The sequence below is a fragment of the Desulfogranum mediterraneum DSM 13871 genome (assembly GCF_000429965.1).
Lineage (GTDB): Bacteria > Desulfobacterota > Desulfobulbia > Desulfobulbales > Desulfobulbaceae > Desulfogranum > Desulfogranum mediterraneum.
Genome location: NZ_AUCW01000013.1, coordinates 151549 through 174141 on the forward strand (window position 1 = coordinate 151549; position 22593 = coordinate 174141).

The 22593-nt window shown below is 58.3% G+C and carries 21 protein-coding genes; 6 read left to right on the forward strand and 15 right to left on the reverse strand.

The window, feature by feature from the left end; all coding sequences use genetic code 11:
- Positions 1 to 326 precede the first annotated feature (326 nt).
- Positions 327 to 2321 (forward strand): phosphoenolpyruvate carboxykinase domain-containing protein, encoded by a 1995-nt coding sequence (locus G494_RS0106285; protein WP_084456484.1) that lies wholly within the window; start codon positions 327 to 329, stop codon positions 2319 to 2321.
- A gap of 327 nt (positions 2322 to 2648) precedes the next feature.
- Positions 2649 to 3944 carry a two-component system sensor histidine kinase NtrB gene (locus G494_RS22235; RefSeq protein WP_028583846.1) on the forward strand — a complete coding sequence of 432 codons (1296 nt, stop codon included), beginning with the start codon at positions 2649 to 2651 and terminating at the stop codon, positions 3942 to 3944.
- A gap of 61 nt (positions 3945 to 4005) precedes the next feature.
- Here the strand turns inward: G494_RS22235 and G494_RS0106295 are convergent, their stop codons facing one another.
- Positions 4006 to 5895, reverse strand: coding sequence for a transketolase C-terminal domain-containing protein (locus G494_RS0106295; RefSeq protein ID WP_028583847.1), 1890 nt, complete (start codon positions 5893 to 5895; stop codon positions 4006 to 4008).
- Between the two features lie 287 nt (positions 5896 to 6182).
- Between G494_RS0106295 and G494_RS0106300 the strand changes: the two genes are divergently transcribed.
- Positions 6183 to 6470 carry a DUF7352 domain-containing protein gene (locus G494_RS0106300; RefSeq protein WP_153305776.1) on the forward strand — a complete coding sequence of 96 codons (288 nt, stop codon included), beginning with the start codon at positions 6183 to 6185 and terminating at the stop codon, positions 6468 to 6470.
- Positions 6471 to 6511: 41 nt separating this feature from the next.
- Here G494_RS0106300 and purU read toward each other — a convergent pair whose 3' ends face one another.
- From purU to G494_RS0106340, 7 genes are all read right to left on the reverse strand, one after another.
- Positions 6512 to 7393: a formyltetrahydrofolate deformylase gene (gene purU / locus G494_RS0106305; RefSeq protein WP_028583849.1), complete on the reverse strand. Its 882-nt coding sequence runs from the start codon at positions 7391 to 7393 to the stop codon at positions 6512 to 6514.
- A 352-nt stretch (positions 7394 to 7745) separates the two neighbouring features.
- Positions 7746 to 8186, reverse strand: a complete 441-nt coding sequence (locus G494_RS0106310; protein ID WP_028583850.1) for a hypothetical protein — start codon at positions 8184 to 8186, stop codon at positions 7746 to 7748.
- A gap of 532 nt (positions 8187 to 8718) precedes the next feature.
- Positions 8719 to 8922 (reverse strand): hypothetical protein, encoded by a 204-nt coding sequence (locus G494_RS0106320; RefSeq protein ID WP_153305777.1) that lies wholly within the window; start codon positions 8920 to 8922, stop codon positions 8719 to 8721.
- Between the two features lie 91 nt (positions 8923 to 9013).
- A complete protein-coding gene (locus G494_RS0106325) occupies positions 9014 to 9436 on the reverse strand; it encodes a PaaI family thioesterase (RefSeq protein WP_035245633.1) in 423 nt (140 codons plus the stop codon).
- A gap of 10 nt (positions 9437 to 9446) precedes the next feature.
- Complete coding sequence (locus G494_RS0106330; protein ID WP_028583853.1) at positions 9447 to 9722, reverse strand: Lrp/AsnC family transcriptional regulator; 276 nt, start codon at positions 9720 to 9722, stop codon at positions 9447 to 9449.
- A 41-nt stretch (positions 9723 to 9763) separates the two neighbouring features.
- Positions 9764 to 10723: a GSCFA domain-containing protein gene (locus G494_RS0106335; protein ID WP_028583854.1), complete on the reverse strand. Its 960-nt coding sequence runs from the start codon at positions 10721 to 10723 to the stop codon at positions 9764 to 9766.
- Between the two features lie 11 nt (positions 10724 to 10734).
- Positions 10735 to 11259 carry a YgjV family protein gene (locus G494_RS0106340; protein WP_028583855.1) on the reverse strand — a complete coding sequence of 175 codons (525 nt, stop codon included), beginning with the start codon at positions 11257 to 11259 and terminating at the stop codon, positions 10735 to 10737.
- Positions 11260 to 12101: 842 nt separating this feature from the next.
- On the opposite strand from G494_RS0106340, the gene G494_RS0106350 reads away from it, so the two are divergent.
- The 3 genes from G494_RS0106350 to G494_RS26650 all read left to right on the forward strand — a co-directional run bounded on the left by G494_RS0106350 (position 12102) and on the right by G494_RS26650 (position 15428).
- Entirely contained in the window at positions 12102 to 12359 is a 258-nt protein-coding gene (locus G494_RS0106350) for an AI-2E family transporter (RefSeq protein ID WP_028583856.1), read from the forward strand.
- A 350-nt stretch (positions 12360 to 12709) separates the two neighbouring features.
- Positions 12710 to 15148, forward strand: coding sequence for an AsmA family protein (locus G494_RS0106355; RefSeq protein ID WP_028583857.1), 2439 nt, complete (start codon positions 12710 to 12712; stop codon positions 15146 to 15148).
- A 136-nt stretch (positions 15149 to 15284) separates the two neighbouring features.
- Positions 15285 to 15428, forward strand: a complete 144-nt coding sequence (locus G494_RS26650) for a hypothetical protein (RefSeq protein ID WP_153305779.1) — start codon at positions 15285 to 15287, stop codon at positions 15426 to 15428.
- A 92-nt stretch (positions 15429 to 15520) separates the two neighbouring features.
- Here the strand turns inward: G494_RS26650 and G494_RS0106365 are convergent, their stop codons facing one another.
- The 7 genes from G494_RS0106365 to G494_RS0106395 all read right to left on the reverse strand — a co-directional run bounded on the left by G494_RS0106365 (position 15521) and on the right by G494_RS0106395 (position 22530).
- Positions 15521 to 16000 carry a hydrogenase maturation protease gene (locus G494_RS0106365; RefSeq protein ID WP_028583858.1) on the reverse strand — a complete coding sequence of 160 codons (480 nt, stop codon included), beginning with the start codon at positions 15998 to 16000 and terminating at the stop codon, positions 15521 to 15523.
- 69 nt (positions 16001 to 16069) lie between these two features.
- Entirely contained in the window at positions 16070 to 17536 is a 1467-nt protein-coding gene (locus G494_RS0106370) for a Ni/Fe hydrogenase subunit alpha (protein ID WP_028583859.1), read from the reverse strand.
- A 130-nt stretch (positions 17537 to 17666) separates the two neighbouring features.
- Complete coding sequence (locus G494_RS0106375) at positions 17667 to 18653, reverse strand: NADH-quinone oxidoreductase subunit B family protein (protein WP_028583860.1); 987 nt, start codon at positions 18651 to 18653, stop codon at positions 17667 to 17669.
- Between the two features lie 2 nt (positions 18654 to 18655).
- Positions 18656 to 19069: a hydrogenase iron-sulfur subunit gene (locus tag G494_RS0106380; protein WP_028583861.1), complete on the reverse strand. Its 414-nt coding sequence runs from the start codon at positions 19067 to 19069 to the stop codon at positions 18656 to 18658.
- Between the two features lie 2 nt (positions 19070 to 19071).
- Positions 19072 to 19989 (reverse strand): CoB--CoM heterodisulfide reductase iron-sulfur subunit B family protein, encoded by a 918-nt coding sequence (locus G494_RS0106385; protein WP_028583862.1) that lies wholly within the window; start codon positions 19987 to 19989, stop codon positions 19072 to 19074.
- A 17-nt stretch (positions 19990 to 20006) separates the two neighbouring features.
- Complete coding sequence (locus G494_RS0106390) at positions 20007 to 20510, reverse strand: 4Fe-4S dicluster domain-containing protein (RefSeq protein ID WP_028583863.1); 504 nt, start codon at positions 20508 to 20510, stop codon at positions 20007 to 20009.
- Positions 20500 to 22530 (reverse strand): CoB--CoM heterodisulfide reductase iron-sulfur subunit A family protein, encoded by a 2031-nt coding sequence (locus G494_RS0106395; RefSeq protein WP_028583864.1) that lies wholly within the window; start codon positions 22528 to 22530, stop codon positions 20500 to 20502. Before G494_RS0106395 ends, G494_RS0106390 begins: the two co-directional genes overlap by 11 nt.
- Between the last annotated feature and the right edge of the window lie 63 nt (positions 22531 to 22593).

Here is a 22593-nt window from a genome sequence, read left to right on the forward strand (position 1 = left end):
GCTGGAGCGCAACTCTGCCCAGGGCCAGCAAACAATTGCTCCGCCCTGCTCAGGATGGCGCCTCAATTGACCTGGACTCCACTGGCGGCCGGCTGCTGCCCGCGGAAATGCGGTGCTCAACCTTTCCCAATCTGCAGGCGCTCCGGCCTGATTTCCTGGGTCCTGAACTGCATTTCTCCGCGAAGGCTCACCTCTTTTCCCTGTCAACCAGGGGAAAAATATAGAAATTTTATTGGTTATGTAATATCTATGTTAATTTTGGATGATTTTTCGCTCAGCCTTGGGCAAAAACCCAGGATTAACTCTTTCCATACCCCACAGCTATCATGAAAAATACTACTGGAACACCCGGTCAGACCCGAAGCAAGATGGATGTCGACATTTCACGCCTGGAAATGATGCGGACCTATCTCGTCAGCTTGATGGACGCCTCTAATCAGGAAAAATTGATGGGCCTCAGCCCGGAGGTCATCATCCCCATCTACAACGGCGCCACCCGCATGAGCCCTGCCTCCATCTTTATCAACACCGGCTCGGCAGAAGATATCGCCTATGTCCGTGAGCAGGCCCTGGAGTTGGGTGAAGAGTTCCATCTGGCCAAGGCCAACCACACCTGCCACTTTGACGGCCCCAACGACCAGGGCAGGGATACGGCCAACACCAAGTACCTGGCCTACACCGACACCGAGATCAGCTCCCTGCAGAAGAAAGAGGAACTCCATGCCGGTGTGGTGGAGGCGCGTAACATCATCACCGATATCATGAAGCGCAAGGAGATGGTCATCTCCTTCATATCCCGCGGCCCTGTGGGCTGTCCGGTCTCCGACCCGACCCTCCAGGTTACGGACTCCTTCTATGTCACCCACAGCGAGTTCCTGCTCTACCGGATGATGAGCCCCAAGGCCTTTTCCGATGATGTGGCCAAGAAGGGCTACATGTTCATCAACTACCACAGTGCCGGCCGCCTCACCGAGACCAAGGTCTCCGCCGACCTCAACCAGCGGCGCATCTATATGGATGTGGAGCGTTTCCGCTCCTACTCCAGCAACAACCAGTATGCCGGCAACTCCATTGCCCCGAAGAAGATCAATCACCGCTTTGCCAATATGAACAATATTCGCAACCACTTTGGTGAACGACTGGACGAGCACATGTTCATTGCCGGCTTTGAGATGGGGGATGAGGTCGTCTACTTTGGCGGCGCCTACCCCTCGGGCTGCGGCAAGACCGGTACCGCCATGACCGGCACCCACCTGGTGGGCGATGACCTGGCCAAGATCTTCATCGAGCCCGAGAGCGGCGAGGTCCGGGCGGTGAATCCGGAAAAGGGGATGTTCGGCATCATCGAAGGGGTCAACCAGCAGGATGATCCTGAGACCTTGAAGGTGCTGGAGGGCGAGGGCAACGAGGTGATCTTCTCCAACCTGCTGGTCTCCGAAGGCCGCCCCTACTGGAACGGCATGGGCGAACCCTTTCCCAGGAAGGGACGCAACTTCCTGGGGGAATGGTCTTCCCAGGCAGGCACCCTGGCCTCCCATAAGAATGCCCGCTTCACCATCTCCCTGGATACCCTGGAGAACTATGATTCGGCCACTGAAGATCCCGCCGGAGTAAAACTCAGCGGCCTGCTCTTTGGCGGGCGGGACTATACCACCATGCCCACCATCGTCATGGCCCACGACTGGATGAGTACCGTGGTCCACGGCGCCATCATCCGCTCCGCCACCACGGCCACCGAGATCGGCGCAGACGGCAGTGAGAAGCGCTCTCCCTATGCCAACGAGGCCTTTTTCCCCGGCCCCCTGGCCCACTACATCAACCACTACAAAGCCTTTGGCGAGAATCCTGCCATCAACCAGGACAACCTGCCCTCGGGCTTCCAGGTGAACTACTGGCTGCACAAGAGCGGCCGCGGCAGCCTGGCACCGGGCGAGGCCGACGGCCTGGTCGGTGAGAAGCGGGACACCAAGGTCTGGATGCGGATCATGGCCCTGATGCACCAGGGCAAGGTGGAGAGCATCTGGACTCCCATTGGCCGTATCCCCAGGTACGAGGACCTGCAGCCCCTCTTCACCGAGGTGATCAACAAGGAGTACAGCAAGGAGATCTACACCAAGCAGTTCTCCCTCTACGTGGACAACCTGGTGGAACGGATCGACATGTCCATCACCGAGTTCTCCAAGGAAAAGGGGATGAACGACGCCTTCTTCCGGGTACTGTCCACCTGGCGACGGGACCTGATCGCCCTGAAGGCCTCTGCAGGCTCCATCGTCACCCCGGATGAGATGATCGCCTATGTGGCGGCCAATCAGCCCCGCTGAGCCGACGGATCAACCCGGGCCGGGGATCATCCTGGCCCGGGCCTAAGCCTTAAGACCGGTACAGCCGACCTCTCCGGCTGTACCGGCCCTGATGAACATGGCAAGGTTCTCTGCCCGAAAACCTTGCCGATGGCCGCTGGCTGCGCCCCCTCCTCCCCAGGCCCTCCTTCGGCCCTGTCCCGGCAAAGAGCGACCGCTCCCTGTCAGAAATCCTGGCTCCACCCATAAAATAGCTTGTTTCCACTTGTCTCTATCCCCTACTATGGGTGGAAACCGACAGGCGAAGAGACCTTTCCTGACCTACTCAACCTGAACACTCGGGATCCCATGCCCCAGCAAGAACAGCAGCCAGACCCGGCTGAACGATCCATTGAACGCCTGACCGAGACCCTCAAGCAGCTGCAGTATCAGCACCAGATGCTCCTCAAATGGATCAATGTGGCGGTGGTTGAGGTGGACCGTGAGGGTCGCATCATCGAGGCCAACCAGGAGGCCCTCCATATCCTGGGCTGGAGCCGGGAAGAACTGGTCGGCCTGGAGTGTCACCCCGTCATCCATCACACCCTGGATGACGGCAGTGCCTACCCCTGGGAATTCTGCCCCCTCTTTGCCGCCCTGGAAGACGGCAGCTCCCACCATGTGGACGGCGATGTCTTCTGGAAAAGGGACGGCTCCAGCTTTTCCGCAGACTTCATCGTCTGCGCCAACCGCAACGAGCACAATCAGATCAGCGGCGCCATCCTCACCTTTCGCAACATCACCGAACAGCGCCTCCAGGAGGCCAAAAGAGTCCACAACCTGAAGCTCCAGTCCATTGGCGAGCTCTCCGCAGGCATTGCCCATGAGATCAACACCCCGATCCAGTTCATCGGCAACAACCTCTCCTTTCTCGAACAGGGATTCGAAGACCTCCTCCAGCTGCTCCAGGAGTACAGCCGCCTCAGGAAGAACGAACAACTCCGGCCAGTTTCAAGCGAGATCAACCAGCAGTTGAGCGACCAGGAAGAAGAGGCAGACCTGGAGTATCTCCTGGAAGAGGTTCCCAAGGCCTTTACCCAGACCCAGCATGGTGTCGACCGGGTCCGCGAGCTGGTCCAGGGGCTTAAGGGTTTTTCCCATAGCAGTGAGGAAACCCGGCAGCTCACCGACCTCAACCAGGTGATCAACAACACCCTGATCGTCTGCAGGAATGAGTATAAGTACTGTGCAGAGGTGCAGCTTGAGCTGGGAGCGATCCCGGAGATCGAGGTATTTCAGGGAGATATGGGGCAGGTGATCCTCAACCTGGTGGTCAACGCGGCCCATGCCATTGCAGAAAAGACAAGCGCCACCAGTGAACCGGGGCTGATCACCATTAGCAGCCGCGCAGATGAGGATAAGGTCCTCATCACGGTGAGCGATGACGGAGCGGGGATTGATCCCAAGATACGGGAACGGATCTTTGACCCCTTCTTTACCACCAAGGACGTGGGCCGCGGCTCAGGTCAGGGACTGGCCATTGCCCGCACCATTGTCAGCGAAAAACATGGCGGCACCCTCAGTTTCGACTCGGTCCCGGGCAAGGGGACGACCTTTACCATCAGCCTGCCGCGTCAGGCCGCCTCCCCAGAGACTCAGCCATAAAAAAACGGAGCTTCCCTGGCGGGAAGCTCCGTGATAACCAACTGCTCGGAGATGAGGCGGCTTAGGCCATCAGCTCTTCGATCCTGGCGCGGATCTCTGCTCCGGACATGCCCTGGTAGGGAATCTGTTCAGAGAGGCCGCCGGCACCGTCTTTCCAGGTACCCATGGCCGCATACCTGGGAGCAAAGCCCCGCTCCAGCAGCCAGGTTCCATAGCGGCTGCCCAGGCCGGTCTTGCTGTTCTGGGTCTCTACCACCAGCACAAAGGGACTGTTGCCCAGGGTGGCGATCATCTCTTCATCCACCACATTAAGCACCGGCTTGTTGATCAAACCGACCTTGATTCCCTGGCTACGAAGCTCTTCCACCACATGGAGACAGCGGTAGAGCATCTCACCGTAGGAGACGATGTAGCCATGTTCACCCGAACGAACCACCTCATCCTTGTCCGGGCTAAAGGTGTAGCCCTCGCCGTAGAGCTTCTCTCCGGCCTCATTCAGGATAAAGGGGGTGGCTGACCTGGTGGAGTAGACAAAACGCAGCCCCGCATCATGGTAGACCTTGCCGAGGATGGCCTTCAACTGGAGGGGATCGGCCGGGAAGTAGAGCCGGGTATTATCGTGCTCTGCCAGACCGTTATCGGCAAAGAAGTTGTTGATCCCGAAGTGACAGGTGTTGTCGGCCATGTCATCTACCCCGGAGTGGGAGAAGTGGGCCAGGACATTGGCCTGGTTGAGCCGGGCCATGGTAATCTCGGAGATGACCATCTCCTGAAAGGCAGAGAAGGTCCCGCAGATCCCCTGCTTGCCGGGTACAGAACCAAAACCTGCTGCCACAGAGAAGTTGTTGCGCTCCATGATCCCGCCATGGACATAGACCTCAGGACAGTTTTTGCGTACATGGTGCAAGCCGCAGGACCCTTCCAGGTCGGAATCCACCACGATCACCTTGGAGGCCGGCTCTTCAACCCCAGCCAGGATCTCAGAGATAATCTTACCGAACTCATCCCGGTTCTTGCCCTTTTCCACGCTGCTGCCCAGGAAGACGGGCTTCTCGCCTGCCTGCACCTCCTGGGAGAGCAGCTCTACGGCAGCGTTCTGGTTGCGGCTCTTCAAATAATCTATGGCCATGGACACCGGGATGACATCGTGGCCCTTGGGCAGCCCCTCAATACCGGGAACGCCCACGGCCATCAGCCGCTTGCAGACCACTGCCGCAGGTCCGGCAGTGGTGATGGCCTGCTGAACCCGGGCAAAGAGGACATCCAACTCCTCACCGGCACAGCTCTCCACGGTCACGCCATGGCCGCCCAGGGTCTTGGCCACGTCATAGCCCTGCATATACTCGCTGGGATGACCGGCAATGGTGACATCGTTGTCATCGATCATCAGCTTGACGTTCAGTTTACGGGCCACTGCATAGCGGGCGGCCTCGGCGTCATCGCCCTCCTGCTGGGAGCCGTCGCTGCCGAACATGAACACGATCTTCTCCGGATGGGCCTCGGCAACACCGTTGACATGACTCCAGAGATGGCCCAGCCTGCCGGAGCTGAAGAAGACCCCGTTCTCTTCGTCGCGTTCCGGATGACCGTAGAGTCCCTGGTTGAACTCCCGATAGTGGAGCAGGGATTCAGGCGCAGCATGACCGTTGAGCACCGCCATCATATACTGAATGGCCACCCGGTGTCCGGCCTCATCAAAGTAGACCGGATAACAGGAGTCGTTGCCCTTCATAAAGCCATCGACAATGAGCAGTTCCGGCACGATATCAAAGGCGCCCCCGGTGTGGCCGCCCAGTCCTTTGGTGTTGGCCAGGGCAGTAAAGAAGACAATACTGTCGCGTACCAGGGAGATGTTGTTCTCCAGTGCGGCACGCTGCTCACCACTCATTCCCTGCTGGGTCAGGGAAAATTGAAGCGGCGTGTAACCGGATAAGTCGATGGGAAAATTCATAATAAATATCCTAGGGGGTAGTATGGAGTGTCAAAAACAGAAGGGTTTATCAATTTTTCTGATACAAAACAGCTGTGCTGCGCACACAGGTCTCTGCACAGATACCAGAATTATCAAAATCCGCAAGCCCATTTTTTTTCCCAGTCAAGGAGAGTTACCCGGAGTTCAAGGGGGTTCCGGCCGGGTAAGGAGCGCGCATGGCCCTGGATTTTTACCGGGTTTCTGGTATACAGTTCACTCTGTTATCCTTCACGCCCTCAACCCTTCAACCAGGTCAAGCCCAGCCCATGAAAACAATCAGAAGATACCATCTCCAGCCGAACAAACTGCAAACCATCCAGTTGCCTGCGGGCAGCGAGATCCTCAGCGTCCAGACCAAGGAAGATGACGCCCCTATCCTCTGGGCCCTGGTCGACCCAGCACAACCCGAGGAAGAACGCACCTTGAGCGTCTATGCCACGGGCACGGAAGTTCCGGATGATCCCGGCAGCTACTGCGGCAGTTTCCAGCTCTTTGGCGGCTCCCTGGAGTTTCACGCCTTTATCGAGCCGAGCAACGAGAGCCGGGAGGGCTGAACCATCCCGGCTGCGCCTCACCGCCTTTTAAGGCGCTGTCTCTAGGTAAAGACGATGGTCCGGTTCTGATACACCAGGGTCTGGTGCTTGAGGTGATGCCAGATGGCCCGGGAAAGAATGACCTTTTCCAGGTCACGCCCCTTACGGACCAGGTCCTGGACCGAGTCGGCATGGCTGACCTGGATCACATCCTGGGCAATAATCGGTCCCGCGTCCAGGTCGGCGGTTACATAGTGACTGGTGGCACCGATGATCTTGACCCCCCTCTCAAAGGCGGAATGGTAGGGCTTGGCTCCTGGAAATGCCGGTAAAAAGGAGTGATGGATATTGATGATCCTGTTCTGATAGTGATCGATGAAGGAACCGGAGAGGATTTGCATATAGCGGGCCAGGACAATGAAATCGATCCCATGCTCGGCCAGCAGCTCCAACTGCTCGGCCTCGCATGCCTTCTTGCTCTGCGGCGTCATCTCAAAGTGATGATAGGGGATCTCAAACTGCTCGGCGACCCCGCGCATATCTTCATGGTTACTGATGATCAGGGGAATCTCCACCCTGATCTCCCCTGATTTCCAACGGGCCAGCAGGTCATAGAGGCAGTGGGGCAACTTGGAGACAAACAGGGCCATCCTGGGCACATAGTGGGGCAGGTGCAACTCCCACTGCATCTGATACTTGCCGGCGATCAGGGTGTCAAAGTATTCTCCGATCTTTTCCTCGGGAATGGTGAACCGGCTCAGGTCCCACTCAACCCGCATGAACAAGACCCCCTGGGAGGCATCAACATGCTGATCCAGGTAGATGATATTGCCGTTATTCTTAAAGATAAACTCGCTGACCGAGGCCACGATACCCTTGCTGTCCTGACAGTGGAGCAACAGGATTGCCGAAGATGCCTTTGCACCGTTGTATAGAGGTTCCATAATATCTTACACTCATCCTGGAGAAATATAATCCGGGTCAATCAGCCGGACCTTCCGGCTGTCCTGCCCATGGCCTGCCTGCCCTGATGCCGGCTCAAGGTCAACAGCACACACAAAGGGGGATAGGATAAAAGATCTGAAAGAGATATGCAAGGACCGGCAGAAGGCGCCGGCCAGGCACCTCAGCTGAGACAGGCCGAAGAGCCGCCGGGATAGGACGCAAAAAGGCTGCGCCTTCCTGGACGCAGCCTTTCAGGGTCGGTCTTGATCACAGATGCTCCGCGCTCTGCTTTCGCTCCCCAGGGGGGCAAAGTTCAAGAGCGGCAGGTGCTCCCTGTGCGGATGTGGAGTTTCAGATGGTACACATGGTGGAGACCCGTTCGATCAGGAGATCCCACTGGCGGCCCTTCCCACCCAGCCACTGGACGGCCTCGGACTTGCTGGTAAAGATCTTGATCTTCCCCTGCCGCTGATGGTCTCGACTCTTCTCCTGATAGATCCTGGCCAGGTTAAAGGAGAGGGGATCCGGGGCAAGGATGGCGATCTTGAGCTCAGGATACCTCTCCAACTGATCCTTATTGATCTTGACAATGGCTGCAAGCCGCTCCATGTCCACATCAGCGGCAAAACTTTCCACATCGGAAAAATTAATCAACTCTTTGGTGCTTGCACTGAAGTCGGGATGGGAGAAGACAGAGACCGCCTGCAACTCCAGGTCACTGGCAGTTACCTCACCAAAGAAATGGACGAGCAGCATCTGGTGTTCCTGATTAAAGACATTACATCCTGCCATAGATCTCTCCTTTCGAGCTAGAAAGCGTTGCTGACAGGACCATGGTCCTGTCAGGGAACAAAAGCCTTACCCATAAAGTAATGCCAGGCCCGGAAAAAGCAACACCGCCGACAGGCCGGCAGCCATTGGCCGCTTCCCCCTCTTCCCAGGGGACAGAAGTTGTCATCAGCCCCAAGAGCTACTGAACCCTTCCCTTTTTCCTTGACATCTCCATCGATCGCTTTAAATAATAGCCTTGTCTCCACAAGGGAACACGGAACCGACCTTTTTCCGACTTTCCAAACAAAGCGTCTGGCCCGACAGCCGACAAGGACAATCCCCATGCCCCTTTTTTCCTGCTCCATCTTCACCAGGAAGCAGCAGCCTAAAGACGAAAAACAGCGCCCCAAGAGGCGATGTGCCAGCTGCAGAAGCGTTCTGGACACTGAAAAAGTCCTCTGTAAACCCTGTCAGCTGCGACTGCTGGCGCCCATGGAATAGCGGGATCATCGCCACAGCCTCTCCGCCCCTCTCTCCGCCCCTGCATGGGGCCTCAACCCGTGGGTGGCTGAGCTCTGCCAAAACGAGCGTAGCAGCCATGACGTTGCTCCAGCCAGGCCGTCAGTCGCAGAAGTGCCTCTTCATTCAAGCTCGCCAACCAACTGGAGGCCGTGGGATACTCCTCCAACAGCCCTGCCAACTCTTCCTCTGCCAAGGATCGACCGCAGCCGGCCTCAAGCAGGGGTCTGGGGTTCACAGCAAACTCCCCATCCGCATAATCCAGGACTCGCTCCGACACCCTCATACCAGGACCTCCATCGACTCTCCCCTACCGTCACCAGCCAGGCTCATACCCGGGTAAAGGTATAGCTGCCCTTGGCCAGGAGCTGCCGCCTCTCCTGGGTGCAAGAAAACACCTCTGACTCTGCAAAGACCAGCACAGCCCCGGACTTAACCACCGTAGCCCTGGCCTGAAGCAGCCCCGAATCTACCCCGCGAAACATCTTAAAGGTAAACTCAGGGGCCACCAGGACCTCACCCCGGGGAACCACCGAGATGGCGGCACCCAGGGCCGCATGTCCGGCCAGGGATGAGATCACGCCCCCGTGGACCCGACCCAGGTGTTGAAGATGGTCAGGCCGCACCTGGACCCGGGCCCGACAGCACCCAGGCTCGACAGCCTCCAGTTCGACCCCCAACTCCCTGATAAAGGGCGCTCCGCTGAAGACCGCCGCCACATCCTGTGCATACTCCGGATTACGCACCTTCATCCCCACCTCCCTACATCCCCAGGGAAAACATCCGCTCCAGATCATGCCTGGAAAAGGCCTTAAAGGCCAGCATGGTCTCGGTCCGCTCGATCCCCTCCAGACGGTACATCCGATCGGTGACCAGGCGGGCCAGGTCCTCGTTGGCAGGGACTCGGGCAATGGCGACCAGGTCATAGGAACCACTGACCGAGTAGACCTCGGAGACTCCCTCCAACTCAGCCAGCTGTTCTGCCAAGCCATTGATTTTATTCCGGGTGGCATTGATAAGTATTATTGAGGTAACCATCAGCTCTCCTTAAACGTTAGCTCCCCGAACCAACCATCCACTCAGGCCGAGACAGGGTGATAGAATTTTAAAAAATTGGCCATGATACACTTCACGGTCTCCTTATTGACATGGAAATTCTCCCTGCCCTGGGCAAGGTAACTCTTTCCCAGCAGGCCTCTGTAGATGGTGGCCATCTCATAGGCTGGAAAATAATGCACCTGCTCGTGGCCGGCGACAAACTCATCGGCCACGGCCCGGAGGGTGGATTTGGAGTTGCAGCTGGCACTGATCACATCCAGATCCCGACGAAAGGTGGCCCAGAGATGGACCGGAGAGACCGTGACCACCAGCTGGCAGCTGGGGTTGTGTTGGCGCAGCAGGCCATGGATATGCTCCAGGTTCTCCAGGTTTTCCTGGAATCTGGAGACCCTGAAGCGATACCTGGACATGTCGCCCCCCTGGTTGGCATAGGGACCTCCTGGCAGGGCAATCACACTGCCGTCCTCCCGATCTTCCCAGATCTCGGTCAAACCCAGGGTGAGAATGAGGACCCGGGCCGTCTGCAGCACCCGCCTGGAGGCCTGGCAATGGAGGACAAAGTCGGCTTCTGCCTCCTCCCGGCTCCGATAGAGGATCACCCGCCGATAGGGATCCTGGACCCGTTCACCGTCGGCCAGGGGCCACCAGCGGAGCCGGGGGCTGAAGGAGGCGAAGGTATAGTCAAAGATCTGACGCATGGAAAAGGTGTTATAGGTCCGTTCCCAGGCTGCACTGGCATGGACGGCGGCCGGATTTTCCTGCTCTTCGCAGAGATAACGATACCCCTTGTTGAGCAGGTAGGACTTGATCTCCCGGGCAAAGCAGGAACCCATGGAGGCCATGGGGGTCTGGCGATCAATCCGGAACCCGCACTCAGCAGGCCGGGGGAAGTTGCCGTCCGCCTGAGGATTGTCATAGGAGCCCGGCCAGACCTGCCAGGGAGCAAACAGGTGCTCAGGATGGACCAGGGACCGTGCCACCTCCACCTCGCTCAATTGACCGGGGAGGTGGGACAGGTCCCCAGCGAGGGCCTGAGATAGTAGCGATAGTAGCCCACCAGGTTGCTGGCCAAGAAGATCGTCTCCAGGAGCACGGCCGTGGGTGAGCCGGCCAAGAGGTTATGACTCAACCAACAGCCAGTACCCAGAAACATCCACTGGCGCATCCGCCGGTCTTCGCCGGCAAAGGAGCCCACGGTATTGCAGAGGGCACCACAGGTGCAGAGCAGACTGAGGGGCCCTCCATAGGTAAAGACTCCCACCCCCAGGCTGCAGGTGAGGAAGAGGCCCATCATCTTCTTGGAGGTGGTCCAGTAACCGACGAAAAAACGCAGCCCGGCCAGGACTCCCAGTCCGGCGGCGGTCCAGTGGGCCAGGAGCATGAAATGGACCGCGATCAGGATCGAGGAGATGATCAGGCAGCAGAGGATCTGTCGCCGATTTTTAAACTGAAAGGAGAGCAGATCCGTGCAGATGGCGATGGCGACCAGGACCTGGGAAAGAACAAAGGGGGACATGGCTACTCCCTGCAACAAAGCCGATGGAAAAAAGCGGGCCCTGGCAAGAGCAGGCAAGCGTCGTGCTTGCGCCCATGCCTGAACCTGTTTCGGCCTTAGGCCGAAGATTCATCCTCTGGAAAGTGAGCTCTGCCTGTGCAAGCTGTACTCCAATGCCCCGGCATCCTCGCCTCCCGAAAAGGTCATCTCTGGACGGACAGGCTCCGGCTTGAACACCATGGTTCATCTTGCACCAAGCCGGATGGTCAGAGCCCGCCATAATCATGGTAGAACCTAGCCCATATCCCCTGCCTTGTTCAATACAAATCAGGTAAGATGGGAGCGGCACCCCCAGATCGCGGCAATCTCCGGCAGCAGGCGAGAGCTCTGCTGAAAAAAGCCGGTGACGAGCGGCTCATTGCGCCAGGCTGGTCCTTGTCCCTGAAAACTCATCCTTAGAGGCAGGCCAAGGGATTGCTTTCAACCAGGTCTTGGCATATTTTCTCCCATCTGCCCGGAGAGTTCGGGGAGAGTCGATCCTGCAGACAAAATTTTATGATCCAGCTGAGCACCGGGCCAATGGGCTTCACCTCAGCCGCCCCCGGTCGATGCACCAAGACCGGCAGAATCGACAGCCCCCCTTGACTGAAGCAGGGGGGAGCACGCCGCGCTCCAGCTGAGCGGCTCTTCTGCTCGGGCTGATCGGATCCTCTTCCCTGCCCCTTCGGGATTTGATTCCAACAAGGCCCTTATGATACCCTGGAATGAGAAGGAAAAAGCTACAGCCTCTATGCAGACTCGCCATCAGAGCAGCCGCACGCAGCCGAACCAACATATGGGCAAGGCTAACCGTCCGCAGGGTTATGTTGGCTGTCGTCGGGGTGGCCGTCTCCCTCTTTTCCCTTGCCGAGACCATCCATGCGCTACTCTTTCTCCTCTGGATTCTGGTGATCATTGCCAGTGACGGCTTCTTAAAACCGCTGCTCATGGGAAGGGGGATCAAAATCCCCATGCTGGTCGTTCTCCTCGGAGCCCTCGGCGGCATGATGCTCTTTGGCATCATCGGCCTCTTTGTCGGCGCAGTGGTCCTTGCCATCATGTATACCCTGTTCATGGCATGACTGGAGCAGGGGGATGAAGAGCATGGCCAGGAGGCACCCCCTTAAGAGACCAACAGAGGTACCAGCAGGAAGGAGTGAGCGTAGCTGGTCTCCGCCGGCCCCCATGCCAGGGCATTGGACTCCGGGCAGAGCGCCTTTCTCCTCCTGCTCACGACCTCGACCGTGGCAGCAAGCACTGCCAGGAACAGGTCCTGCCTTGATATCGCCCAAATACTTTTTGCCGGTTTATTCTCCGTGGCAGGACCTATATCGTTGAAAGGCTGCTGCGTTCCAGCAACAGAGCCAAACAGAGTGTTCCAAGCCAGCTCTCCACGAGCTGGATTTAAGCCTGAACTGCGGGAAAAAACTCCATGGCAATGATAAAAAAAATCTTCACCTGGATGTTGATCAGCACCCTTGCCCTCGGTGCTCTTGCACTCACCCCCCTCATCATCATGGCCGTCCTCGAGATACCACTCAGGCTCGATTCCATCAGGCCCGGGGTGGAAACAGCACTCTCGACTACCCTGGAGCGGAAGGTAACCATCGCGGGTTCAATCACCATCCAGCCAGGCCTCAGACCGACCCTGGAAGTCCGAGGCGTACAGATCGATAACCCTCCAGGCTGGACCGATACGGTTTTTGCCGCCATTGAGCTTGCCCGGGTCCAAGTGGGACTCCCGGCCCTCCTGAAGAAAGAGCTCGATCTTGGTGAGGTCACAGCTGTAGGGGGAAGATTAAACCTGGAAACCAACACAGCGGGAATCAACAACTGGCAGCTCGGTTCAAGAGCAGGGAGCGCTCCTGGGCATCAAGCCCGGCCCACTCCTCCAGCAGATGGCGTCGGCCTGCAGGCCGTGGACACACTCCGCCTGGAGCAACTCAAGATCCGCTACCGTGACTGCAGCCTGGAACGGATCCTTAGCTTTACCCTGGAACAACTCCAGGGTACGGCTCAACAGGGACAGCCCCTGAAGATAACCGCTGCCGGCAGTGTGCAGGGCAAGCCGTACAGCTTCACCCTGGAGGGAAATGAACTGGCAGAGTTTCACCCCAGACAGCAGCTCTACCCGCTCTCAATCAGCGGTCAGATCGTTGCCAGCCCCTTTACAGCCAGGGGGAGTTTCGGCAGGAAGGGGGAGAGCCCACAGCTGGATCTTAACGCTACCCTGGACAAGATCGATATCGGCGCCCTGCTGGAGTGGCTGCAGCTTGCTGAAGGCATAGAGGCAACGACCGATCATCTTGCCCTTCGCCTCAGCCTCAGGGGCGACAATCTCCACGATATGGTCACCCGGTCCAAGCTCTCTCTTTCCCTGCAGGACGGTGCCTACACCCTGCAGGGTGCCGGAAAGGGAGAGGGCGTTCCCATCGCCATCAGCCAGGGGGTCGTAGAGGTGCCTGCCGGCAAGGCGGTGAGCCTGCATCTCCGGGGCATGGTTGAGACCACCCCGATCACCATCGACATCCAGGGCATGGCCCTGGTGCATTATCTGAGCAAACCACAACAACTGCCCCTGCAGATAACGGTAAAAGCCGCGGACACCAGGCTTGACTTCCACGGCAAGGCCGCCGTTCCCCTCTCCAATACAAACATCACATTGTCCATGGAACTCCAGGGGGAGAAGCTCAACCAGCTTGACCAGCTCCTCAAGCTTTCCCTCCCTCCCCTTGGCCCCTACAGGCTGAAGGGGATCTTTGGGATGGACAAAACAGGCTATACTCTTTCCAAGCTGGAAATCAAGATCGGTGCAAGTGATCTCAACGGCAGGATGCATATTAACCTGGAAGGAGAGAAACCGGCGGTGGAGATCCAACTGAGCAGCAGCCTGCTCCAGCTTGATGATTTTGAACTGGGTCAATGGACACCGGAAAAAACATCAGCAGCGGCTGTTGAAGAGAAAGCTGCAACCCAAGCGGAAAATAGAGAAGGAACAAAACGCCGTCAAGAGATGGTCTCCCTGTTCTCTCCTGAGACTCTGGCCAGGGCCAACGCAGAGCTGCAGGTCCGGCTGGACAAGGTCCAGTCCTCCGGAGATACCCTGGGCAGCGGTAGGCTGAAGATCAAGCTCCAGGATGGACGATTTCAGATCACTCCCCTGGAGCTGCAGCTGGCAGAAGGAACGGCTCGAACCGAATTCTCCTACGTCCCAGGCAGGACGGCTGGAGAAATCCAACTTGGGGCCAGGATCGAAGGGCTCGACCTGGGCATCCTGGCCCGTCGGGCGAAACCGCAAACCAAGATGGGCGGCCGGCTCCATCTGGATATGTTCCTGGAGGCTACGGCTCCCAGCCTTAATCAACTGATGGCCAACGCCAGAGGCCACCTCGATTTTGCCTTTGTTCCAGAAAATTTTGATGCCGGCATCATCGACCTCTGGGCCGTCAACCTGCTCTCGGCACTGGCCTCGAAGGTGGATGAGGGACCATCTTCGCTGATCAACTGCCTGGTTGCCAGCTTCCAGCTGGAGCAGGGGATCATGGAGGATCGAATCCTGTTCATGGACACAACCCATATGAGTGTCGAAGGCTCGGCACACATTGACTTCAAAAAGCAGCGCCTCACGCTGAGGGCGACCCCACAAACCAAGAAGCCGGAGTTCTTCAGCCTGGCCACTCCGATCCGGGTCAGTGGCCGCTTTGATGACTTTGGTATTGGTATCAATACAATCCTCCTCACCCATTCGCTGGCCTCTTTTATCACCAGTCCGATTCATGTCCCCCTGCGACGGATCTTTGCCGGCGAGGTCCCGGAAGATGGGGCCGAAGCCTGTCGAATGGCCTGGGAAAACCGGCACCAGGAGCAATAGGGTACCTTGAAAAGTCACAGAGGTGGTGACGGGTATACAGACAAGAGCAGCGGATTGGAGCGGTGAATGACCACGCTGGACCGCGCAACATTGCAGCTCTCTGCTGATAAAGCACAACTGCAATGCGGTGAGTGTGGTGTTGTCTGTGTCAGGGGGGAGCAGCACCAGGGAGGCCCTTACCCTGCGGAAAGACGACAGCATAGAGCTGCTGCCTCTGGACATGATCATGATGATCATGGAGCCGGGCCTGGCCGGCCCGGCTAGGTTCGATTCTTCTTGAGCCACCAGCCTGCGAAACAGGGCCCTGCTCCAGGACAAGGTTGCTGCCAAGGTCCCCACACCCCTCCGGGGGCAGGAGGGAAAGAGGAGGGACTATGAGTTAACCGCCAGCGGCCGCTCTGTTGCAACGATCTCGCTGATCCGGGCCACGGCCTGCTCAACCGCCGTCTCCACCTCTGCCGACATCTGCTGGGTGAACTCCTTGATATCCCTGACCTCGATCAGGATCAGATGGATCTCGGCAGGCATCTCCTCGGGAAAACAGATATAACCGGTCTTCAGGGTGGTTCCCAGGGTAATGGCATGGGAGTTGACCAGGGCGTTATTGGTGAAGATCTCATCTACGCTCACCTCCAACAGGGAGCCCGGTTCATTGCCGAGCATGCAGGCATCGACAATCACCGCCTTTTCATAGCCCTTGACCTTGTCCATCACCTCAAAGCCGACGGTGTAGACGATCTCCGTGGCACAGGGGATACCGAGTTCCTCCAGCTTTTCCACCACCACCACCCCGGCACGATCATCCTGGAGGTAGGGGTTTCCGATACCAATGACTACTGTTTTTTTATCCATGCGAACACCGTGGAAGACGAGAAACGAAAAAACACCGGAGACCTGCGGAGGTCTCCGGCGCAGCTGGGCCTAGAAGTTTTTCATGGCCTTGAAGAGCTTGCCGTTGTGGTCAAAGATCTCCACTTCCAGGGGCGTCTGGCCAGCGGTAATGGTGTGGGTGGCACAGGCCAGGCAGAGGTCATAGGGGCGGAAGGCCATCTCCACATAGTTGAGCATGCTCTCGCTCACCTCGCCGCCCCGAATGAAATGCTTGGCCGCCTTTTTCACGGCCAGGTTGATGGGCGCGTTGTTATGGGTGGTGGCCACGATCAGGTTGGCGTCGGTGACGATCCCCTTGTCATCGGTGCAGTAGTGATGGATCAGGGTGCCCCGGGGCGCCTCGATGATCCCCACCCCTTCTCCGGGACAGGAGGTGGGCTTGTTCCAGATATCCTTGGAGGTGATCTCGGGATCACGGGACAGGGCCAGACATTTTTCCGCGGCATTGAGCATCTCGATGGCCCGGGCCCAGTGGTAGGCCAGGATATTATGGACCGGCTTGGCCCCGAAGGTGGCGTGAAAGCGCTCAAAATGGGCCTGGGCCTTGGGGGTATCCATACCCTTGGCAATATTCATCCTGGCCAGGGGGCCGACGGAGTAGATGTTGGTACCGGGTCCCTCGACGATGCCCTGCCAGTCGCCGATCTTCTTCTGATAGGGAAACTTGAGGTAGGTCCAGGGCTGGACCCGCTCCGAGATGAAGTCCAGGTACTCCTTACCCTGGAAGCTGCCCACCGGATTGCCACCACTGTCGATGATCTTCTGGGTGCCTTCGTAGTAGGTGATCTGGTCCTGGTCATTGACCGAGCCCATGTAGCCCACCTCCACCTTGAAGACATCCCCGGTGACCAGCTCCATGTAGGCGTCATTCTTAAGGACCACGTCATCAAAGATCTTGAGCGTCATCTCGCCCAGTTCCACCAGTTCCTCGGACCAGGCCTCTACCTGCCTGCGCTCCTCCTCATCCAGCCCCTTGGACCAGCCCCCAGGCAGGGCTGCCACGGCATGGTTGGGCTTGCCGCCGAGCAGTTCAAAGATCTTCACGGCCAGGCCGCGCTTGCGCAGGACCTCACGACCGAGCTCGACTCCGACCTTGTTGATCAAGCCGACCACGTTGCGCTCGGCCGGGTTGGCCTCCGGTCCGACCACAAAATCGGGAAATCCCAGGGCATAGAGGATGACCGCGTGGTCTTCCACATAGTGGGCATTAAAGAAGAGCTCCCGCAGTTTCTGACCGGCCGGGGGCGGGGTGACTCCAAAGACCCCGTCCGCCGCCTTGGTGGAGGCCATATAGTGGACCCCACGGCAGACCCCGCAGACCGTGGACACGGTCCGGGGCACCTCTTCCATGGGCATGCCCTGTAAGAACTTCTCAAATCCCCTGAACTCAACGGTCTGGAAGAAGGCATCATCCACGTTGCCGTTGTCATCGAGGAAGATGGCAATCTTGCCATGCCCCTCCAAGCGGGTGATCGGATTAATCTCAATCTTTTTCATGGTGCTGTTCCTTGCAATCTCTGCATCACCACCCGGCCTCCGAAGCCGGGTGTCTGTTTCTTGGCGGGCCAAGCCTCTTTAAGGCTGGCTACGGCAGGGCCCGATTACCGATACGTCCCTTGCCGGGCCTTTACTTGTCCTTCAAGGCCGCAACCTTGCGGTTGAGGCTGCCGGCGGTGTGGGCATAACGGTAAAACATCTTGGCCATATCGTTATACTTGTCGATAAACTGATCCACGGCCGCATCATCGGCCATGCTGGAGGCGATGGTGGACACGCAACGGGCCCCAAAGTCCTTGATCCCGGGAAGCGGACCGCCACAGCCCCGACAGGGCATGTTGACGTTCAGACAGGAGCCCTCACAGTCACCCTGGGTGACCGGGCCAAAGCACATATAGCCCTGCTGAAGCAGGCAGGTATCAGGATCCGGGGTACCGTCGATGGTCCGTTTGATCTCACCCACGGGCAGCCGCTCCTGACCGTTGCGCACCGGGTTACGGGAACAGGAATCACAGACCGCCTTGCCGCTGGTGATCCAGGAGCCTGGCGGGGGCAGCTCACCGGCCAGCAGCGAGGTCAGGATCTGGCCTACGAACTTGGGGTGGGGCGGACAGCCGCCCACATAGTACTCCACATCCACGATCTGATCGACGGTGGCACAGTTATCCAAGAGGGCCGGGATGGTCAGCTCATACTTGCCGTCCAGGAGATACTCGGGCGAGGGCATCACCCCGTCGGGGTTATCCGTGGAAAAGGAGTCCTGGTAGGCCTGCTTGAAGAGTTCCTCCTTGGTGTGGAGATCACCCAGGGCACCGATACCGCCCAGGGTGGCGCAGGCACCAAAGGCCACCAGGACCTTGGACTTGGCCCGGAGCACCTTGACGGTGTGCTCATTCTCGGTGTTGCGGATCATGCCGTCCACAAAGGCCACATCAATGGAGTTATCCTCCATCTCCTCCAGGTCGCAATACTTGACATCCGCCACCGTGGGCGCCCAGAAGACGATCTCGATGGACTCCAGGACATCAACCAGGACCTCGGAGAGGTCCACCACACTCATCTCGCAGCCGGCACATCCTCCGGCCAGCAGAAACGCCGTCTTTACCTTTGCTGCCATGGCTACACGCCCTCCTTGATGGGGTTGGGACCCAATTCCTGCAGTTCTTTGGTGAACTCCTCCACCACCTCGGCAAACCGGTAGCCCTCGGCTCCGGAGATCCATTCCAGGCGGAATCGACGGGGATCAAAGCCGCTGTCTGCCAGAAGCTTGGCAAAGATCTTCATCCGTTGGCTGGTCTTATGGTTGCCGGTCTTGTAATGGCAGTCGCCAAAGTGGCAGCCGCCGACCAGAACCCCATCCGCACCCTGGGCAAAGGCCTCCAGGACATGCTCGGGTTCCACCCGGCCGGAGCAGGGTACCTTGATCAACTTGATGGAGGGGGGATACTTGGCCCGGAGGTTTCCTGCCAGGTCAGCACCGGCATAGGTACACCACTGACAGGCGAAGCCGACTATATTGGGGCAAAATGACATGACTATGCTACCTCCTTGATCAGACGTTGTTCATCTTGAATCCTGGCGATGATCGCGCTGCGGTCGATCTGGGACAGGGCAGCCACCTGGCTGGGATCACAGCCCATGGCCAGGGCCAGCAACTGGGTGTAGTAGAAGGTGGGCAGCGGCTCAAAATCGATCTCGCCACGCTCCCTGAGGATAGGCTGGGACATGTCGAACTGGAGGAAGCAGGAGGAACAGGTGGTGACGATCATGTCCGCATCGGTCTCCTCCTTGATGCTCACCAGCTTCTCCTTAAAGAGCTTGAGGGATTTTTCCATGTCCGTGGAGCGCATCCCGCCCATGCCGCAGCAGGCCCCCAGGCGGGAGTAGTGGGGCACCTCGGCACCGGTGGCCTCACAGAGATCCTTGAGGATGGTGGGCTGGTAGGGATTCTCCTCCTTGACCGCATAGACATCCGAGGGCCAGAGGCTGTGGCAGCCGGTCTGAACCGCAATCTTCAGGCCGCCGAGGTCAAACTTCAGCCCCTCCCTGATCTTTTCCATCCCGACCTTCTTATGGAGTACATGGGCGATATGATAGATATCCGAAGTACCCTCAAAGCTGCGGTTGATCTTGGCCAGCTTCTGGTTGACCGTTCGGCGGCGCTCCCCGTCTTCCATGAAGTGTTTGGCCTCGGAGAGCACCCCAAAACAGGAGTTGCAGCCGGTCATGATGTCCAGCCCCTGCTCCTCGGCCAGGGTGATGTTACGGCTGGAGACCGCGCACCAGGTGTCCAGGTCAAAGGAGGGTGCCGTTCCCCAGGCAGGACAACATGCCGCGCCCTCCAGGTCCACGGGCTCTACCCCCAGGGGCGGCAGGATCTGCCGAATGGACTGTTCTATATCCGGTGCCTTGAGCGGGATATTACAGCCGAGATATAATCCAATTTTTTCCATTATCTCTCTCCTTATATTTAAAACAGTCCCAACTCACCCATGGGTCCATTGTCGATGAGGGCCTGGATCTCTTCCTGGGCCTGCTTGTTGAAGGCCGAGGTCGGCGGCACTTCGGGCAGCCCCACCTGCCGACGCAGTTCCTTGGGGTCGGTGAACACGGCATGGCCGGTCTCGTAGAGGTTCATCTGACTGGTCACCGCCGAGGTGGAGAAGGCCAGTTCATTGGCCTGGTAACGGCGGAAGGCAAAGACCACCTCCTGGGGACGGACCCCCTGGGGACAGACCTCGGTACAGCGGTTACAGGCCTGACAACCCCAGGAAGAAGAATCTTCGATGATCTCTTCCAGCTGACCGTTGAGCAGGCTGCGGATGAGGTTGCGGCAGAGCAGCGGGAAGCCCGCCTTCACCCCGGGGCAGACCGCCGAACAGGCGCCGCACTGGACGCAGTTGAGAATCCCTGTCCCGCCGAAACCGATGATGGTTGCCACGGCTTCATCAATCTTCTTCTGTTCAACCAGCATGATTTCTTCCCCCTGAGGTCAGCGCCGCTATCTGGGCAAAAATCTGATCTTCTTCGTAGCCATGGAGCACGATGGCTCCAGACGGACAGGCCGAGGTGCAAACCCCGCAGCCCTTACAGGCGCTCATCTCGATGGCAGCCCGGGCAGTTCCGGCCCACTCGGACATGGCAATGGCATCGTAGGGACAGAGCGGTACGCAGATACCACAGCCCGAACAGTTCTCCGGGATAATCTCGGAGATGATGGGCTCGATCTTGACCCTGCCCTGGGCCAGGGGTACGGCTGCGGCCGCGGCCGCACCCTTGGCCTGGGAAACGGTATCCGGAATATCCTTGGGACCCTGACAGCAACCGGCCAGAAACAGACCTTCGGTTGAGGTCTCCACCGGACCGAGCTTGGGATGCAGTTCCCTGAAAAAGTTGGAGCCGCAGAACTGCAGTCCCAGCTTCTGGGCCAGCCCCTGGGCATCCTCGGGCAGCTCCACGGCGGTGGCCAGGACCACCAGATCCGAGGCATACTCAATGCTCTCGGCTGATTCCATGTCATAGGCCAGGACCCGCAGTTTATCCTCAGGCAACATCTCCAGACCACCTACCTTGCCCTTGAAGAAGTTGATGCCCATCCGGCGGGCACCGGTGTAGTACTCGTCGTAATCCTTGCCTGCGGTACGGACGTCGATGAAGTGCATGTTGATCACCAACTCGGGGTACTTCTCCTTCAACAGCCGGGCCTGCTTGATCATGTACATGCAGCAGAAGCGGGAACAGTAGGTGTGGAAGTTGGCATCACGGGAGCCCATGCAGGAGACAAAGGTGATGGTCTTGGGCTTCTGGTTGTCCGAGGGACGGAGCAGCTTGCCTTCAGTGGGCCCGGTGGCGGAGATGATCCGCTCCAGCTGGAGGGCGGTGATCACGTTGGGCGAATCCGGGGCCATCTCCTTGAACCAGCCCTTGTCCATTACCTGGTAACCGGTGGCCACCACGATGGAACCCACCTCCACCTCCTTGATCCGTCCTCCCGGGTCCAGGGGCAGGCTGCGATTGATGGCATCTGCAGGGCAGGCCTTTTCACAGGGCGCCAGGATGGGTGCGCCGGTTTTCTTGTTCAGCTTGGGCTCACTGCCGATCTCGCGGCCGCCGCAGTTGATGCAGGCATCCATGTCGATGACCGCCTTCTTGGGCACGGCCTGGGGAAACATGATAAAGGCGGCCCGCCGGTCAGAGAGGCCGGCATTGAACTCGTCCGGGGTCTTGGCCGGGCACTTGGCCGCACAGTCGCCGCAGCCGGTGCACTTGTCCCAGTCCACATAGGCCTGCTTCCGACGGATCTTGACCGAAAAGTTACCGATATAGCCGCTTACATCATCCACCTCGCTGTAGGTCAGGGTCTCGATGTTGGGATGGTTGTAGGCGTCCACCATCATCGGGGTGAGGATACAGGCGGAACAGTCGTTGGTGGGAAAGGTCTTGTCCAGCTGGGCCATGACCCCGCCGATGGAGGGGGTCTTTTCCACCAGAAAGGTCTTGTGGCCCATGTTGGCCAGTTCCAGGGCGGCGCTGATTCCGCCGATACCGCCGCCGATGACCAGGGCTGCGTCGGTGACATCGACAAACTTATCTTCCAGAGGCTCCAGATGCCGGGCCTTGCCCACGGCCGAGGCCACCACCAGCTTGGCCTTCTCGGTGGCACCCTCATGATCATGACCGTGGACCCAGCTGGCCTGATCACGGATATTGGCCATCTCAAAGAGGTATTTATTCAGGCCCGCCTTTTCGATTGCAGCTCGAAAAATAGGTTCATGGGTCCTGGGGGTACAGGCTGCTACCACCACTCGGTCAACCAGTCCATCTCGTACATCCTGCTTGACCATTTCCTGCCCTGAATCAGAACACATGAAAAGATCTTTTCGTGCGATAACGACGTCCGGCAAGGTCTCGGCATAATCACGAACCGCTGAGACGTCAATAACGCCGGCAATGTTTGAACCACAATGACAGACATACACGCCGACTTTTGCCATACGGGCCTCCTTTTGGTTTTGGGGTTACTCCGGAAAAAGGTACTCCACTCGACTGGACCATAG

Excerpts from the sequence above, each read along its gene's own strand:
- G494_RS0106380 (WP_028583861.1), bottom strand. The coding sequence starts at position 19,069 with ATGTCATTTTGCCCCAATATAGTCGGCTTCGCCTGTCAGTGGTGTACC.
- G494_RS0106310 (WP_028583850.1), bottom strand. The coding sequence starts at position 8,186 with ATGGCAGGATGTAATGTCTTTAATCAGGAACACCAGATGCTGCTCGTC.
- G494_RS0106350 (WP_028583856.1), top strand. The coding sequence starts at position 12,102 with ATGTTGGCTGTCGTCGGGGTGGCCGTCTCCCTCTTTTCCCTTGCCGAG.
- G494_RS0106395 (WP_028583864.1), bottom strand. The coding sequence starts at position 22,530 with ATGGCAAAAGTCGGCGTGTATGTCTGTCATTGTGGTTCAAACATTGCC.
- G494_RS22235 (WP_028583846.1), top strand. The coding sequence starts at position 2,649 with ATGCCCCAGCAAGAACAGCAGCCAGACCCGGCTGAACGATCCATTGAA.
- G494_RS0106300 (WP_153305776.1), top strand. The coding sequence starts at position 6,183 with ATGAAAACAATCAGAAGATACCATCTCCAGCCGAACAAACTGCAAACC.
- G494_RS0106390 (WP_028583863.1), bottom strand. The coding sequence starts at position 20,510 with ATGCTGGTTGAACAGAAGAAGATTGATGAAGCCGTGGCAACCATCATC.
- G494_RS0106340 (WP_028583855.1), bottom strand. The coding sequence starts at position 11,259 with ATGTCCCCCTTTGTTCTTTCCCAGGTCCTGGTCGCCATCGCCATCTGC.
- G494_RS0106355 (WP_028583857.1), top strand. The coding sequence starts at position 12,710 with ATGGCAATGATAAAAAAAATCTTCACCTGGATGTTGATCAGCACCCTT.
- G494_RS0106370 (WP_028583859.1), bottom strand. The coding sequence starts at position 17,536 with ATGAAAAAGATTGAGATTAATCCGATCACCCGCTTGGAGGGGCATGGC.
- G494_RS0106375 (WP_028583860.1), bottom strand. The coding sequence starts at position 18,653 with ATGGCAGCAAAGGTAAAGACGGCGTTTCTGCTGGCCGGAGGATGTGCC.
- G494_RS0106330 (WP_028583853.1), bottom strand. The coding sequence starts at position 9,722 with ATGGTTACCTCAATAATACTTATCAATGCCACCCGGAATAAAATCAAT.
- G494_RS0106385 (WP_028583862.1), bottom strand. The coding sequence starts at position 19,989 with ATGGAAAAAATTGGATTATATCTCGGCTGTAATATCCCGCTCAAGGCA.
- G494_RS0106285 (WP_084456484.1), top strand. The coding sequence starts at position 327 with ATGAAAAATACTACTGGAACACCCGGTCAGACCCGAAGCAAGATGGAT.
- G494_RS0106325 (WP_035245633.1), bottom strand. The coding sequence starts at position 9,436 with ATGAAGGTGCGTAATCCGGAGTATGCACAGGATGTGGCGGCGGTCTTC.
- purU (WP_028583849.1), bottom strand. The coding sequence starts at position 7,393 with ATGGAACCTCTATACAACGGTGCAAAGGCATCTTCGGCAATCCTGTTG.
- G494_RS0106295 (WP_028583847.1), bottom strand. The coding sequence starts at position 5,895 with ATGAATTTTCCCATCGACTTATCCGGTTACACGCCGCTTCAATTTTCC.
- G494_RS0106365 (WP_028583858.1), bottom strand. The coding sequence starts at position 16,000 with ATGGATAAAAAAACAGTAGTCATTGGTATCGGAAACCCCTACCTCCAG.